This window comes from Candidatus Krumholzibacteriota bacterium, assembly GCA_016931295.1.
Lineage (GTDB): Bacteria > Krumholzibacteriota > Krumholzibacteriia > Krumholzibacteriales > Krumholzibacteriaceae > JAFGEZ01.
Map to the genome: position 1 here is coordinate 16,702 of JAFGEZ010000021.1, position 16,130 is coordinate 32,831.

12 protein-coding genes are annotated in these 16,130 nt (G+C 68.4%); 5 read left to right on the plus strand and 7 right to left on the minus strand.

Translation table 11 applies throughout. The annotated features are described in order from the left end of the window. Window positions 1-109: 109 nt before the first annotated feature. Entirely contained in the window at window positions 110-2,059 is a 1,950-nt protein-coding gene (locus JW876_06035; GenBank protein ID MBN1885064.1) for an oligopeptide transporter, OPT family, read from the minus strand. A gap of 186 nt (window positions 2,060-2,245) precedes the next feature. On the opposite strand from JW876_06035, the gene JW876_06040 reads away from it, so the two are divergent. From JW876_06040 to JW876_06055, 4 genes are all read left to right on the plus strand, one after another. Further along, complete coding sequence (locus JW876_06040; GenBank protein MBN1885065.1) at window positions 2,246-2,449, plus strand: DUF378 domain-containing protein; 204 nt, start codon at window positions 2,246-2,248, stop codon at window positions 2,447-2,449. 165 nt (window positions 2,450-2,614) lie between these two features. Further along, window positions 2,615-4,690: a S9 family peptidase gene (locus JW876_06045; GenBank protein ID MBN1885066.1), complete on the plus strand. Its 2,076-nt coding sequence runs from the start codon at window positions 2,615-2,617 to the stop codon at window positions 4,688-4,690. Between the two features lie 25 nt (window positions 4,691-4,715). Continuing rightward, window positions 4,716-5,924, plus strand: a complete 1,209-nt coding sequence (locus JW876_06050; protein MBN1885067.1) for an aldo/keto reductase — start codon at window positions 4,716-4,718, stop codon at window positions 5,922-5,924. 17 nt (window positions 5,925-5,941) lie between these two features. Continuing rightward, window positions 5,942-6,730 (plus strand): hypothetical protein, encoded by a 789-nt coding sequence (locus tag JW876_06055; GenBank protein MBN1885068.1) that lies wholly within the window; start codon window positions 5,942-5,944, stop codon window positions 6,728-6,730. 124 nt (window positions 6,731-6,854) lie between these two features. On the opposite strand, the gene JW876_06060 is transcribed toward JW876_06055, so the two are convergent. The 3 genes from JW876_06060 to JW876_06070 form a co-directional block, all read right to left on the minus strand. Next, entirely contained in the window at window positions 6,855-7,982 is a 1,128-nt protein-coding gene (locus JW876_06060; GenBank protein ID MBN1885069.1) for a site-2 protease family protein, read from the minus strand. Between the two features lie 31 nt (window positions 7,983-8,013). After that, on the minus strand, window positions 8,014-8,373 hold the full coding sequence (locus JW876_06065) for an aspartate 1-decarboxylase (GenBank protein MBN1885070.1): 360 nt from the start codon (window positions 8,371-8,373) through the stop codon (window positions 8,014-8,016). 85 nt (window positions 8,374-8,458) lie between these two features. Further along, window positions 8,459-10,180 (minus strand): aspartate 1-decarboxylase, encoded by a 1,722-nt coding sequence (locus JW876_06070; protein MBN1885071.1) that lies wholly within the window; start codon window positions 10,178-10,180, stop codon window positions 8,459-8,461. Between the two features lie 266 nt (window positions 10,181-10,446). Between JW876_06070 and kynU the strand changes: the two genes are divergently transcribed. Beyond that, window positions 10,447-11,739 (plus strand): kynureninase, encoded by a 1,293-nt coding sequence (gene kynU / locus JW876_06075; protein ID MBN1885072.1) that lies wholly within the window; start codon window positions 10,447-10,449, stop codon window positions 11,737-11,739. Between the two features lie 60 nt (window positions 11,740-11,799). Here kynU and JW876_06080 read toward each other — a convergent pair whose 3' ends face one another. The 3 genes from JW876_06080 to JW876_06090 all read right to left on the minus strand — a co-directional run bounded on the left by JW876_06080 (window position 11,800) and on the right by JW876_06090 (window position 16,050). Continuing rightward, a complete protein-coding gene (locus JW876_06080) occupies window positions 11,800-12,777 on the minus strand; it encodes a methyltransferase domain-containing protein (protein ID MBN1885073.1) in 978 nt (325 codons plus the stop codon). Window positions 12,778-12,922: 145 nt separating this feature from the next. Next, window positions 12,923-13,552, minus strand: coding sequence for a PorT family protein (locus JW876_06085; protein MBN1885074.1), 630 nt, complete (start codon window positions 13,550-13,552; stop codon window positions 12,923-12,925). A gap of 356 nt (window positions 13,553-13,908) precedes the next feature. Continuing rightward, window positions 13,909-16,050: a T9SS type A sorting domain-containing protein gene (locus JW876_06090; protein ID MBN1885075.1), complete on the minus strand. Its 2,142-nt coding sequence runs from the start codon at window positions 16,048-16,050 to the stop codon at window positions 13,909-13,911. Window positions 16,051-16,130 lie beyond the last annotated feature (80 nt).

Consider the following 16,130-nt stretch of genomic DNA (forward strand, 5'->3'; position numbering starts at 1 on the left):
GTGCGCTCCTTTCTGCGAACGATCGGGAATGTCTGCAATTCTCCGCTCGCCCCGGCTGTACCACCGCGGCGCCTCGCCGCTCCGGCGGATTCCGCCGCCGTCCGGCTTCCTACGCAGCGCCTCCCGTGCGCTTCGAGTACTGGTACATGAAGACGCTCAGTGCGGCCAGCATGACGATCGCGACGATCTCGCCGGCGTTCGCGCCGTAGGAGACGGCGAGGAAACGGTCCCACTTGAGGGCGGCGATCACCGCGGCGACGACCCCGGCGATCGAGCCGCCGGCGATGAACCCGCTCGCCACGAGGATGCCCCGCTCCTTCCGTTCCTTGGCCGTCTTCTCCACGCGCGAGGACCGCCCGACGAACCAGGAGACGATCCCGCCGAGGAGCACCGCCGTGTTGAGCTGGATCGGCAGGTACATCCCGAGCGCGAAGGCGAGGGCCGGCACGCCGCTCATCGCGAGGATCACCGATATGATGACGCCGAAGGAGAAGAGGATCCACTGCACGCCCGCCTCGGGCCCCATCAGCCCGTAGATGATCTCCTTCATCGCCGAGGCCTGGGGCGCCGGCATCTCGAGCGAGCCGAGCTCGTAGGTGTTCGCGAGGAGCATCATCGCCAGGGCGCAGAAGACGGCCGAGACGAGGATGCCGACGAACTTGTACGTCTGCTGCCTGCGCGGCGTCGCCCCGATCCAGTAGCCGATCTTGAGATCGGTGGCGAAGGCGCCCGCGACGGCGAGCGAGGTGCAGACGACCCCGCCGATGATCATCGCCACGAACATCCCCGGCTTCCCGGAGAGACCGATGCGGGTGAGGATCACGCTCGTGATGATCAGCGTGGCCAGGGTCATCCCCGAGACGGGGTTGGTCCCGATGAGCCCGATGGCGCGCGCGGCGACCATCGTGAAGAGGAAGGAGATCCCCAGGGCGATGAGGACGCCGATCGTGGCGACGAGGGAATTCGCCACCCCGCCCCGGAAGAAGAGCCACAGGCAGACGGCGATCGCGACGATGCCGATGAGGACGTCGCGCATGTGCATGTTGCGCTCGGTCCTGATCTCCTCGTGCTCCTCCCTGCGGCCCGCGGCGATCCCCCTGATGCCGAGCGCGAAGCTCTGTCCGATCGAGGGAAGGGAACGGACGATCCCCATGAGGCCCGCCCCGGCGATGCCCCCGATCCCGATCAGGCGGACGTACTCCACGAAGATGTCGTCGACGCTCATCCCGGCGACGGCCGTCCCGCCCGCGACGAACCCGCCGATGTAGTGGACGAGGGGAACGAGGACGAGGAAGGAGAGGAAGGAGCCCGCGGCGATGATCGACGCGTACTTGATCCCGACGATGTACCCCAGGCCGACGATCGCGGAGAGCCCGTCGATGCGGAAGGCCATCGAGAAGCGCTCCTCGATCCACCGACCGACGCCGACGGCGTGGAAGGTGATGATCTCCCGCCAGAAGCCGAAGGTGAGGATGCAGAGATCGTAGACGAATCCGACGACGGCCGCCCAGACGAGGGTGACGGCCTGCTGCCCGGCACTCTGCCCGGCCACGAGGATCTCGGTGGTGGCCATCGCCTCGGGGAAGGGGAGCTTGCCGTGCTCGTTCACCATCAGGTAGTTGCGCAGCGGCACGATGAAGAGCACGCCGAGGCAGCCGCCGAAGAAGGCCGTGAGGAAGATGTGCCAGAATGAGACATCGACGTCGAGCATGTAGAGCGCGGGGATCGTGAAGACCGCGCCCGCCACCACGGCGCTCGACGCGGCGCCGACCGACTGGATGATGACGTTCTCGAGGATCGTGTTCTTGCGCGCGAAGAGGTTCGCGAGGCCGATCGCCAGGATGGCGATCGGGATCGCGGCCTCCATCCCCTGCCCCGTCTTGAGGGCGAGGTAGGCCGAGGCGAGCGAGAAGACGATCGCCATGACGACGCCGATCGCGAGCGAACGGACGGTCACCTCGAAGGGGCTCGCCGACGCCGGGACGATCGGAAGGTAGGTCTCGCCGGCTGCGAGCTCCCGGTAGGCTTCCGGGCGCAACTTCGTCGGGGTCTCTGACATGCCGTGTCCTTTCGGTTACGCGGTGCGCTGATCCGGTGTCACCGGGTAAGGATAGCCGCCGGAACCGCGGCGGTCAAATGTTTCGGCGGCCGGCGGGCGATCCGGAAATCGTGCGGCAAAACGAAAAAAACGCTTTACTCGCGTGGGTGTTTCTCCCTATACCGGAATCAGAAAGGAGGTACGTCCATGAAATGGAACCCGGTCGACTGGATCGCCTATATCCTGGTGATCATCGGGGGACTCAACTGGGGGCTGTGGGGCGTCGGGCACTGGAACCTCGTCAAGATCATCCTTGGACGAGTGCCGGTCCTCGAAACGATCGTCTACATCCTCGTGGGACTCTCCGCGCTGTACCTCATCGTCGTCAGACCGCACCGAAAGACCGCCTGATCGTCTGCGGCCGGCCGTGCCGGCCACGGAACGGGGGATGCATCACCCCCGTTCCCGTTTCTCTCCTCCGGGCCCGGGAAAATTGATTTACTTCCCTCCCGCCATCGGGCATCATCGCACCGTTCCGCGACGATCCGCACACCCCGCCCGAAGGGAGCAGAATCGATGAGAACCGCACCAGGAACAACCCGTCTTCTCCTGCTCGCCCTCTGCGGAACGGCCCTCCTCGCCGCGTCGGCGGCGGGCGGCGTCTTCACCGCCGGGGACGCCCTCTCCGTGCGCCGCGCGGGCGCGGCGGCGATCGCCCCGGACGGCCGCAGGATCGCCTTCACCGTCTCCGTGCCCCGCGAGGCGGGCGAGGAGCCGGGGGGCGCCTGGAGCGAGCTGTGGCTCGCCTCGACGGCCGACGGCGAGCTCCGCCCCTTCGTCACCGGGAAGGTCAACGCCCGGTCACCCCGCTTCAGCCCCGACGGGACGCGCATCGCCTTTCTCCTCGCCCGCGGCAAGGAGGCGAAGACCCAGGTCTGGACGATCCCCGTCGACGGCGGCGAGGCGAAGCAGGCGACCGATTCGCCGACGGGCGTCATCGACTTCCGCTGGCACCCCGGCGGCGACCTGATCGCCTGGATCGCGACCGAGCCGAAGCCGGCGCGCGAGAAGACGCTCGAGGAGAAGGGGTACGGGTTCATCTTCTTCGAGGAGAACCTCCAGCACCGCAACCTCTACATCGGCGCGGCCGGCGGCGGCGGCGAGGCGCGGCGACTCACCGACGGCGCGACGGTCTGGAGCTTCGAGTTCGCCCCCTCCGGCGAAACGATCGCGGCGGCGATCTCGCCGAAGAACCTCGTCGACCACTCGTACATGTTCCGCACGATCCATGTCGTCGACGTCGAGACGGGCGCGATGCGCCGCCTCACCGACAATCCCGGCAAGCTGGGCAACTTCGCGTTCAGCCCCGACGGCCGCATGCTCGCCTACGCCGCGGCGATCGAGCGGAAGGACCACGCGGTCAGCCAGGCGTTCGTGATCGACGTCGCGGGGGGCGAGGCGCGCAATCTCACCGAACCGGGCTTCCGCGGCCACGTGACCCGCGTGGGCTGGCGCGACCGGTCGACGGTCTGCTTTCTCGCCGCCGAGGGCGCCTGGAACACGCTGAACACCGTTCCGGCCGCCGGCGGCAGGCGATCGACGATCCTCGACGGGAAGGAGATCGGCCTCGTCTTCGCTGCGCCCGACGTCACCGCCGACTTCCGGCATTTCGCGTTCACCGCCTCCTCGCCGGGGATCCCGGGAGACCTCTGGCACTGGAAACGCGGGGCGAGGAAGCCGACGCGGCTCACCACGCTCAACCCCTGGATCGACGAACGCGACCTGGGCCGCCAGGAGGTCGTGCGGTACGCCGCCCGCGACGGCCTCGAGATCGAGGGGATCCTCGTCTACCCCGTCGGATACGAGGAGGGCCGGCGCTACCCGCTCGTCGTGTCCGTCCACGGCGGCCCCGAATCGCACTACACGAACGGCTGGCTGACGGGCTACTTCAATCCCGCGCAGGTGCTCGCCGGCAGGGGCTACGTCGTCTTCTATCCCAACTACCGGGCGAGCACGGGGTACGGGCTCGAGTTCGCGCTCGCCGGCTACATGGACGCGGCGGGACGCGAGTTCGACGACATCGCCGACGGGATCGACTGGCTGGTCGGCGAGGGGATCGCCGACCGCGACCGCGTGGGGCTCGGCGGCGGATCGTACGGCGGGTACGCCGCGGCGTGGTTCGCCACCTACTACACGGACCGCGTCCGCGCCGTCTGCATGTTCGTCGGGATCAGCGATCTCGTCTCCAAGCGGAGCACGACGGACATCCCCTGGGAGGAGCTCTACGTCCACTCGGGAAAGAAGCTCGAGGAGATGTGGACGTTCAGCCTCGAGCGCAGCCCGGTCTTCCACGCGCACAAGAGCCGGTCGGCCGTCCTCATCCTCGGGGGCGCGGCCGATCCGCGCGTGCATCCCTCGCAGAGCCTCGAGTTCTACCGGCGCCTCAAGATGAACGACCACCCCGCCGTCCGCCTCGTGCAGTACCCCGGCGAGGGCCACGGCAACCGGAAACAACCGGGGCGCATCGACGTATTGTACAGGCACCTGGACTGGTACGACTGGTACGTGAAGAACCTGCAGCCCCTCGACGGCCCGCTGCCGCCGCTCGACATCAGCGAGCGCTACGGGCTCGACCTCGAAGAAGCGGAATAACCGAGCAGAAAGCGAGGTGCGCGACATGGACAAGGAAAAGCGGAAGCTCTCGCGGCGCTCGTTCATCGGCGGTGGAATGGCAGCCGTCGTGGGCGCCGGTCTCAGTCTCCCCGTGACCGCCGGACGGCTCGCCGCGGAGGAGGGCGGCGACGACGCGCCGCGGATCAGGGACTTCCGGCCCCTCGGGAAGACGGGCTGGAAGGTCTCCGATATCGCCTTCGGCAACGCGATGATGCAGGAACCCTCCCTCCTCGAATACGCGATGGACCGCGGGATCAACTACGTCGACACGGCCCGCCAGTACTACGACATGGAGAAGGTCATCGGCCAGATCTTTCCCGCGAAGCGCGACAGGCTCTTCGTGACGACGAAGCTCGATCCGCCGCTGGTCACGGCGACCGTGTCGGTCGCCGATCTCATGACGGGGATCGAGGAGAGCCTCGAACGGCTCAACACCGACTACATCGACTGCTGCCTGATCCACTCGATCGGCGATCCGAACCTCGGCGACGCTGCCCGCATCCGGAACGAGAACATCTACACCGCCTTCGAGAAGGCCCGCTCGCAGGGCAAGATCCGGTTCTGGGGGGCGAGCTCGCACGGCCCGAAGATGATCGAGGAGTTCACCTGGATGCTGGAGAACACCAACATCGACATGATCATGCCGGGGATGAACTTCATGACGAAGGGGCTCGAGCCGGTCCTCGCGAAGGCGAGGGAGAAGGGCGTGGCCGTCGTCGCGATGAAGTCCCTCTCGGCCGCCCGGATCATCGACTACTCGAAGTACCGGACCGAGGGCCGGACGGCGCGGCAGGCGCTGCTCAAGTGGCTGCTCGCGCAGCCGGGGATCGACACGATCTCCATCACGATGCGCTCGATCGAGCAGGTGAACGAATACGTCTCCGCCTCGGGCAACCCCGAGCTCTCGATGCGCGAACGGGAGGTGCTGCAGGGCTACTGCGGGCTTCTCTCGCGCGACTACTGCCGGCCGGGCTGCGACGGATGCCTCGGCGCCTGCCCGCACGACGTGCCGATCCATGACATCCTCCGCTATCGCATGTACTTCCATTCCTACAGCCGGGAGAAGTACGCGATGGGGCTCTACGCGAAGCTCCCCGCGGAACGGACCGCCGTGCGCTGCGCCGGATGCGCGGCGCCCTGCGAGAGCGCCTGCACGCACCAAATCGCCGTCCGAGCGAAACTCATCGAGGCCCACCGGGAGCTGTCGGCCTGAAACGAGGGAGGACGATCGTGAGAACAAGACGCAGATACGCGATACCCGCGCTCCTCGCCCTCGCCGCCGTGCTTGTCTTCGCGGCCGCGTGCGAGCGCGAGGAGACCGACCCGGCGAAACGGGTCGTGATGCGCGCGGTGAAGAAGATGGGCGGGCTCGACCGGCTCCGCGGCTGGACGACGAGGATCGAGCGCGGACACCTGACCCAGGAACGCCCCGGGTGGGGAACGCTGAACGCGCAGGTGACCTCGCACGTCGCCAAGCCGGACCGGGTCAGGCTCGACCAGGATTTCAGCGCGTTCGACCACCCCTTCTACTACGTCTACTACCTGAACGGCGACGACGCGTGGATGGTCGTCAACATGCAGGAACGCCGGCACCCCCGCGTCGCGGAGAACCTCGAGGGGTACCTGGAGAGGGTCGACGGCCTCGCCTGGTACGCCGGCGAGGCGGATACCTTCTTCCTCGTCGCCGACGTCGCCGACGACTCGCTGCTGGCGGCCGCGTCGATCGAACGCATCGGCTGCGTCCACGAGGGCGACACCGTCTTCTTCGATTTCGACCGGGAGAGCGGGATGCTCCGGCGCCTCGTCGAGGACGGCGGGGCCAGCGTCTCCCTCTACGACGACTATCGCCCGGTCGGCAGGATGAAGCTCGCCTTCCACGTCCTCCATTACGCCGGCGGCGTGCTCGAGTCGGAGTACCGGTGGGATTCGATGGAGTACGACACGCCGATCGAGGACGCCGTCTTCGAGGAGAACCGCCCGGCGCCGGAACCGGAGCCCGAGGCGGAGTCGGGGACATAGGCTCGAGCAGAACGACGATCCGTCAATCGGCGGGGCGCGAATCGAGCGCCTCGCCGATTCTCTTTCAGAGCCCCCCCGGGCGATCGCCGGGAGAACGTGACGGGTTCCGGGGCGGGATGCGGGGCTATTCCCCGATCGTGGAGAGGACGTCGATCGTCTGGAGGACGTCGCGGCGGGTAACGATCCCGATGACGGCGCCGCGGTCGTCGACGACGGGAAGCCGGTCGCTCCCCCGGCGCATGACGAGCCCGACGAGGCGCTCGGCCGGATCGAGCCGGTGGACGGCGCTCGGGGCGACGCTCCGGTTCATGATCTCCGCCGCCGTCGTTCCCGGCCACGATTCGCGCGGCACGCCCTTGAGATCGCCGAGGGTGACGATGCCGACGAGCAGGCCGTCCCGGACGACGGGGAAGGAGGAGGCGTGGTGCCGGAGAAAGAAGTCGTCGACCAGCGTCGCGAGATCCGTCGAGACGTCGACGGTGACATGGTCGTCCCGCATGAAGTCCGCCACCCGGAGACCCTGCAGCGACTCCTTGAACGCGACCATCACGTAGCCGCTCCGCGCGGCCTGGCGGAGAAAGAAGCCGATGAAGATGAGCCACATCCCGCCGATCAGCGAGCCGTACCAGGCGAAGGTGAACAAACCGAGCCCCATCAGCAGCAGGGCGAAGAACCCGCCGATCCGGGAGGCGATCCGCGTCGCGCGTTTCAGGTCGCCCGTCCTCCACCAGATGACCGAGCGGAGTATCCGGCCGCCGTCGAGCGGAAACCCCGGCACGAGGTTGAAGACGAGCACGCCGAGGTTGACGTCCGCGAGCGACCGCGCGAGCACGGAGACGGCCGGCACGGCGTCCGCGACGAGCGAGATCCCGTAGAAGACGATCGCGAGCAGCAGGGTCATGAGCGGGCCGGCGGCGGCCATGCGCATCTCGAGGACCGGGTCGTCGACCTCGCGCTCCATCTGCGCCACCCCGCCGAACATGAAGAGGGTGATGCGCCTGATCGGCAGCCCGGCGCGCACCGCGACGATGGAGTGGCTGAACTCGTGCAGGAGGATCGAGGTGAAGAGGAGGATCGCCGTGAAGAAACCCATCAGCCACCGGCCGGAAGGCGAGAAGAGGCCGGGGTAGTTCTCCGGGTAGTAGCCGTTGGCGAAGGTCCAGGTGATGAGACCGAGGATGAGGACCCAGCTGATGTTCAGTTCGACCGGGATCCCCCGTAGCGAGAAGAGCGTGACGTTTCTTCGCAGCACCGGTCTTCCTCCCCCGCCCGGAAGGGACGGATCACACCGCTCCGGATCCGGCGTACCGCACGAACCGGTTGCCTTCGTCGACGTCGATGAACAGGGGATCGACCTCTCCCGACGACCAGGTGAAGGCCATGATATCGACGCGGTCGCCCTCGGTGACGAGATGCGCCGCTGCGCCGTTGATACAGACGACACCGCTCCCGCGCTCGCCCCGTATGACGTAGGTCTGCAGGCGGTTGCCGTTCGTGCGGTCGACGACGAGGACGTTCTCGTGCTCGCTGAGATCCGCCTTCTCGATGAGATCCTCGTCGATCGTGATCGAGCCGACGTACCGCAGGTCGGCCTGCGTCACGGTGGCCCGGAGGATCATCGATTTCAGCATCATCCGTTTCATCGACTTCGCTCCCCGCGGCGGAGCCCCTCCGCCGCACACGGCAAATATAGTACAATTGGCCGTCCGTGGAAAGGGATCGGGCGCCCTAGAGCTTCATGCCGGGTTTCTCGGTGAGATGCCTGACGAAGCGGTTCTTTTCGTCGACGAGGATGTTGCTGAATGAATGGTCGCTCCCGTCGGACCACGCGAAGGCCATGATCCCGATCTCGTCCCCCGCGCGCACGTGCCTCGACACGGCTCCCCCCGCGGCGATCACGCCGCTCCCGGGCTTTCCGCGGACGGCGAAGGTCTCGATCCGCGAGCCGTTCGTCGCGTCGACGATCAGCACCTTTTCCATCGGGGCGATGTCGCCGTAATCCATGAGCTCGCCGTCGATGACGAGGCAGTCGATCTCCTCCGGCCGCTCCTCGGTCACCCACGCCTTGTGGATTTTCGATTTGACCACGAGGCGCTCCTCGATCCTCGAGACGATGAACTTCGACTTGCCCGCCGGCGTGCGGGGGATGTCGTCGACGATCGAGAAGTTGACGCGGAAATCCGCGCCGATCTCCTTCCGGATCCTGTCCCGCAGCATCTCCTTGTGTTCGTCGCGCCAGCCGGGCCCGGGGACGATCCGGAAGGTGATCCCCGCGCGGTCGCGCTGGTCGATCTGGAAGCGGTCGATCCCCGGCACGTATCGCGACAGCCAGGACCAGAAGAAGCCGCCGATCGACCTGCCGTCGGCGGTGACGACGGTGTCGTAGGTGCGCCCCTCGATCCGCTCCAGGAGAGGCAGCCCGCGTCCGCAGGGGCAGCTCCGCTCGGTGGGGACGGCGAGATCCCCCGTCCGGTAGCGGATGAAGGGCATGTAGTAGTCCAGCAGGTCGGTGACGACGATCTCTCCCACCTCCCCGCTCTGCGCCGGCCGTCCGCTCTCGTGGATGATCTCGACGTGGAAGAGATCGCTGAAGACGTGCAGCCCCTTGTGCTCCTCGCACTCCTGGGCGACGTTCGAGAATTCCCTGATCCCGTAGCGGTCGAAGACGGGAGCGCGGCACACGTCCTCGATGGCCGCCTTCTGCTCGGGGTAGAGGCGCTCGCCGCTCGTCACGACGGCGCGGGGGGCCGGAACGTGCAGGAGGCCCCGCTTGCAGAAGTCGGCGAAGAGGGCGAGGGCCGACGGATACCCGACGACGAGATGCGGCCGGAACCGGCGCAGGAGCCGGGCGTAGCGGCGCATCGAGTCGGGCGACATGTCGAGGCTCGAGAGGAAGAGGACGTTGTTGAACCAGTTCCTCATGCCCTCGGCGAACCGCTCGCGGGAGGAGACGTCGAGGCGCCGTCCCCAGAGGACCGCGTGGCGGTCGCCGATGTCGACGCCCGCCCACCGGTAGCCGCGCAGGGTGTTCGCACGGCGCACGGGGCCGGCGGCGCGGTCTCGCCAGAAGAACATCGGCTCGCCCGTCGAACCGCCCGTGCTCGAGGGATAGCCCCGCCGGTACGGATCCTCGGTGACGAGGCGGCGTTTCTCGCGGCGGACGATCTCCCTGTCGAGGAAGGGCAGTCGGGCGAAGTCGCCGAGGGACTGGATGCCTCCCGGCGCGATCCCGTTCTCGCGGAAAAGGTCGCGGTAGTAGGGAACGTGGATCGATGCCTTCTCGAGGAGCGCGGCGAGCTTCCGCCAGCGGATCTCGTCGAGCTCCTCGCGCGGCAGCCACTGCGAACGCTCCAGCTCGCGCAGCCGGTCGAGGACGCGGTCGCCGCGGATGCCGCGGTAGAGCGGATAGACGACGTTCCTCACGAATGACGGATGAAGATGCGGCAGCATGCCGTTTCGCTCCCCCCTGCGCCGGTGCGGCCGGCGATCGCAACGGTCGGCGAGCGCCCGCCGGAGCGCTCCGGAAGCAGTATTCTACTGCATGGGCGCGCGTCTTCCAATTCGAATCTTTCCGTTTCCTGGACCGGCCGCCCGGCGGAAGACGCGGCGCGCCGTCTTCATCGGGGTTTGCATGCCGGGGGCGGACGGGGTATCATCGCCGCGACGGCCGGCTGCGGCGCCGTCCCGCCGGGCGGCGTCCAGGACGAAAGGAACGGATGAGCGGCACGATCGACACGAGCGAGGCGCATGCCCGCGAACTCGACGCGGCGGACCCCCTGGCCCGGTTCCGCGAACGCTTCGAGATCCCGCCGGGGACGATCTACATGGACGGCAACTCTCTCGGCCTCCTCTGCCGCGAGGCGGCTGCGGGGATCGAGGGGGCCCTCGACGACTGGCGGCAACTCGCGATCCGCGGCTGGCTCGACGGCGATCCGCCGTGGTTCACGTGGGGCGAGCGACTCGGAGCGGCGGCGGCCCCCCTCGTCGGCGCGGCCCCCGACGAAGTCGTCGCGACCGGAACGACGACACTCGACATCCACGCCCTCGTCTCATCCTTCTACCGGCCCGAGACGGGACGGACGCGCATCGTCGCCCTCGAACCGGACTTTCCCACCGACATCTACGCCCTGCGCGGCCAGATCGCCCTCCGCGGACTCGATCCCGACGAACACCTCGTCCTCGTCTCCGCGGCGGCGGACGGCATCGTCGACGAGGACCTCATCGCGGCGGCCATCGACGAACAAACCTCGCTCCTCTGGGTTTCCGCCGTCCTCTACCGGAGCGGCCAGCTCCTCGACCTCCCGCGGCTCGCGCGGGAGGCGAGGGCGCGGGGCGCCCTCGCCGGCTTCGACTGCAGCCACGCCGTCGGCGCCGTCCCGCATCGCTTCGACGAGTGGGAGGTGGACATGGCCGTCTGGTGCAGCTACAAGTACCTGAACGGCGGACCGGGATCGCCGGCCTTCCTCTACCTCAACCGCCGCCACGCCGATCGCGGCCCCGGTCTGCCGGGGTGGTTCGGCTGCGTGAAGGAGCGGCAGTTCGACCTCTCGCCCCGCTTCGAACACGAACGGGCCGCCGGCGGGTGGCAGATCTCGTCCCCCTCCGCCCTCGGCATGGGCGCGGTCGAGGGATCGCTCGGCGTGATCCGCGAGGCGGGGATCGAGGCGATCCGCAGGAAATCGCTGCGTCTCACCGGCTATCTCGTCGAGCTCGCCGACACCCTCCTCGCCCCGGAGCCATGCCGGTTCAGGGTGGTCACGCCCCGCGAGGCCTCGCGCCGCGGCGGGCATATCGCCCTCGCGCGCGACGAGGAGGCGCTCCGGATCAAGGAGGCGCTCGTCGGACGCGGGATCGTCACCGATTTCCGGCCGCCGGACATCATCCGGATCGCGCCGATCGCCCTCTACAACACATTCGAAGAGGTCCGGCGCGTCGTCCTCGCGCTGCGCGAGATCGTCGAGACGCGCGAATACGAACGCGTTCCCGCCGGCCGCCAGGCGATCACCTGAGCGGGGCGGCGAGACCGGCGGACCGTGCAGCTGCCGCTCGTCCGGCGTTCCTTCAGCCGCCTATTCCGCTTTCCGGCAGAGTCCCGTGACGAAATCGTGGCCGAGGGCGCCCGCGGCGATGAGCCGGTCCTCGAAATCGAAACAGACCCCGAGGAGCCGGCGCGTCTCGGCGTCGTCGCCGCGGAAGTTGTGGGCGATGTCCTTGAAGAGGAGCTGGAGGACCGTTCCCCCGTAGCCGCGCGTCTCGACCTCGGCGAACGCCTCGCGGAGCAGGGAAAGGATCCGGTCGGACTCGACCGCCTCGCTCCGGTCCCAGAGGATCATCGCGAGGCGCCCCGGCCGATGGACCCGCCGCTTCACCCGCCCGCTCCGCCATTGCCGCCGGTAGCTCTCGGGAAGCGCGGCGAGCAGCGTGTCGACGGCGGCGATCTGCGAGTCGGTCCACGCGAAACGCGCCGGGCCGACATACTCATTGAAAACGAGCCATCCGCCCGGACGGATGGCCTGCTCGAGCCGCCGGACGGCGTGATCGAGGGGATGGAAGTGATGCAGCGACTGTTCGGCGATGACGAGGTCGTAGGTTTCTTCCCCGAGGGGATGCCGACAGACGTCGCCGATGAGATAGCGGACGGTCTCTTCCGCGCCGGTCCCGGCGAGCTTCTTCCGCGCGTGGGCGATGCGGGCGGCATTCCGGTCGATCGCGTCGATCCGGCCGAAGCGCCCCGTCGCGGCGAGCTCGAGCTCGCGGTAGCCCGTCCCGCACCCCACGGTCAGCGCCCGGATCCCGTCGAGGTGGGCGAGGCGCGTGTCGAGGAGGTGCGCGAGGTACTCGACGCCGGGGTCGCCGGTGACCATCCGGTTCCACCGGGCCATCACGGCCGGGATATCCCACCAGTTCCTCGTCTCGTAAGAGAGATGGTTCCAGCTCTTGATCGACCGGCCGCGGAGGAGGTTGGGCAGAAGATGCCCGAGCCGGCGCTGGCGGAGCTTGTCGATGAAGAGGGGGATGTCGTGGATGGAGAGGAGATCGCCGAACATCGCCTTCGCTCCGCGCCGGCGGATGCCGCCGCGCCGGGGAGACGAACAGAGGGGCGCCGGCCCCGTTCCCCGTGTCCCCGAAGGCCGGGGGAACGAACAGGCGGCCGGCGCCCCGCAGAAATCGATCAGTCGTCGGCGAGCGCCGTTACCACGCCCAGCCGAAATGGACCTGGATCGCCTGGTTCTTGAAATCCGCCTCGTCGTCGCTGTCGTCGAGAGAGGCGAGGCCCATGAGGTACCGGATGTCCATCGTGAGCATCCCGGAATCGCCCATGCCGTACTCCCAGCCGCCGCCGAGAACCACGCCGTAGTCGAGCGCCTTGTAGTCCTCGATGTCCTCGGAGTCGCCGCCGTCAACCTCTGCCTTGGCCGAGACGTTGAAGCCGAGATACGGACCGGCGAACAGGTTGGGGTGGAACTCGCCCTCCATCGGGATGAGGAACTTGGCGAGCACGGGGATCTGGACGTCCATGAACTTCCAGTCGATGTCGCCCATCACGTCGGGCAGCGCGACCAGAACGTCCTCGGACTTCATCGTCCGGTAGACAAGAAGCAGCTCGGGCTGAACGGCGAACATCTCGTGCAGCTCGTACCACATGAAGACGCCGCCACCGAAACCGATGCCCCAGGCGAGCTCGTCACCGACGTCGTCGCCCCAGAACTTGTTGTACGATCCGCCGACCTTGACACCGTAGTGCATGCCCTCCGCGGCGAAGGCGGCGGTCGTGATGGCCAGCATCGCGAAAACGGTCGCGACGAATACGAATCTCTTCATCTTGATCCTCCCTTGCATATTCCGTCCGTACGCGAGTCGAAGGTCACGAATGGACACCACCGAGCAAACCGTTCTCACCTCCTTCGACAACCGCGGCGGTCCCGTCACCTTCAGAACCCTTACGTGCCATGCACGTTCGAGGTTGCGGTCACCGTCGGTCGGCCCACATCGCGTCCACGCGTTACCGATTGGCTATCGGTGCCATTATCTTCGCACAGCGTGAAACAAATCGTCCGGACTGGCAAGAGAAATTTTCGGCCGCCGCGCGGCCGGGCTGCGGCGCCCAAACGCGCGGCGGCCCGCCCGGAGAGGGCGGGCCGCAGGATGCGACGACCGTTTGGAAAACGGGCCCGGACCTATTTCAGCTTGAGCATCTTGCGGTTGACGGCGACGCCCGTCGCCTCCATCCGCAGGAAGTAGACGCCGGAGGCGGCGTTGCGACCGGCGTCGTCGCGGCCGTCCCAGGTGAAGTCGTTGGTGCCGCGGTTCCCGCGGCCGTCGAAGAGGACGCGGACGCGCCGCCCCGCCGCGTCGTAGACGACGAGGGCGAGCCGCCCCGCCTCGGGAAGCTTCACGGTGATCTCCGTCGAGGAGACGAATGGATTCGGCGCGTGCGCGAGGGCGATCGCCGGTGGCGCCGGCTCCCAGCCGGTCACATCGAGCCCGAGCACGTCGATCAGCTCGACCGGGTCGGCGCGTCCGTAGAGATCGTCCCGGTCGGTCGAGAACCCCCCGCGGCGCAAGAAGTGCAGGTTGTAGTAGGAGAGGTTCGTCGAGCGCCCGGCGATCGGATCGACGATCTCCATGGCGCCCATGTTCACCGCCTCGCCGCACTGCAGGCACTGGTAGGCGCCGAATGTCGGATGGTGCACGACGTAACGGCGGTCGGCGAGCGGCCCGTCCGGGAGCGCGTCGACCGCATCGCAGATCAGCGCGGCCAGCTCGGGACCGTCGGGCGTCCCGTCGTAGTCGCTGTCGGCGACGTCGGGATTGAGGCCGAGGGCCGTCTCCTCGCCGTCGAGGAGGAGATCGCCGTCGCGGTCGCCCGCGACCGCCACGCGGTGCGACGTCCCGTTTCCCTCGAGGGCGGCGCGGAGGACCGTCGGCGGCACGCGCCCGAACTCGTGCTCGGAGCCGGCGTAGACGTACCGGCCGTGCGAGAGGTAGTGCAGGGCGATGAAGGGAAGCTCGACGGTGATCTCCTCGAGCGGGTTCACGATCTCGACGAATCCCATGTTCACCGACTCGCCGCAGCGCTCGCAGGTCTCGTGGCCACGGGCGAAGTGCTCGAGGATGTAGGGGCCGTTGTCGCGCGGCGCCCGCGGGAGCGCGGCGATCAGCTCGACGAGGTCGCCGGCCCACTGGGCGCCGTCCCCGACGCCGTCGTCGTCGCTGTCGTCGCGGAGCCGGTCGGTGCCGAGGACGGGTTCCTCGACGTCCTCGAGGCCGTCCTCGTCGGTGTCGAGGATGATCGCCTCGACCTCGTGCGCCGGATCGTCGGCGAAGAGGATGCGCCGGAGCGCCCTGACGTCGACGCGTCCCTCGTGCATGCTCCCCTCGTAGCCGATCGCCCCGTGCTCGAGGTAGTGCAGGGCGATCTTGTGGACGTCGCACTCGAGTTCGCGCCGGGGATCGACGATCCGCCAGAAGCCCATGCCGACCCACTCGCCGCAGACGGCGCACTGCTCGACGCCGTCCATCGCGTAGTCGACGAGATAGGGCCCGTCGGGGCGCGGCGTTGTCGGCAGCGCAGTGACGAGCGCATGGAGCCGGTGCGCCTCGTCGACACCGTCGGCGAACATGCTGCCGTCGCCGTCGTAGATGTCCGTGCCGCGGCCGAGAATCGTCTCCTCGTACCAGCTCAGCCCGTCGCCGTCGAGATCGTCGGGGGCGGGCAGGGCGGCGTGCGGATCGGGAAACGAGGCGAGGGCCGGGGCGACGATGGCGGCCGCGGCGATCCCCGCCGCCCAGGGAGCGGCGGCGCGCAGGCCGCGCCTCGAAACCGCCGGCGAGGCGGCCTGTCCGACGAGTTGCCCGGTCTCGCGGTGGATGCGCCGGTAGTCGTCGAGAAGCGATGCGGTCGAGGGGCACCCGGGGCAGGCCCAGTGGAAGAGGATCCGGCGATCGGCCTCGGGAAAGCCGTTTTCGACGTAGGGCCGGGCGACGAAGCGCTCGACGCAGCAGGAGGGATAGCCGAAAAACCAGCCCTCGAGCCGCGTAACACGCGGGGAATGCTCGATGCGGCGCCCCGCGAACCGGCGGAGATACGCGTCGATCCGCCCGCGCCGGGCGGCGAGGAGAACCCGCGGCAGTCGCCGCCCGAGGAGCGTGCGCCGCTCGATCGCGGCCGTTTCGAGGCCGAGTTCGTCGAGCGCGTCGAGTTGGGCCGGAGACAGCGCCGCCTCCCACCTGGAGAGGGGTTTCAGGCCGTACCTGGTGAGCAGCGCGAGATAGGCGAGTTCGAAGGGCAGTCGTTCGAGCGATCGATCGCCGGTCATCGTTGACCTCCCGTGGGGCCGGCCGCACGCCGGCCGCGCGTCCGCCGCGCCGGCCGCCTCGTGCCGGACGGGCGAGCGGC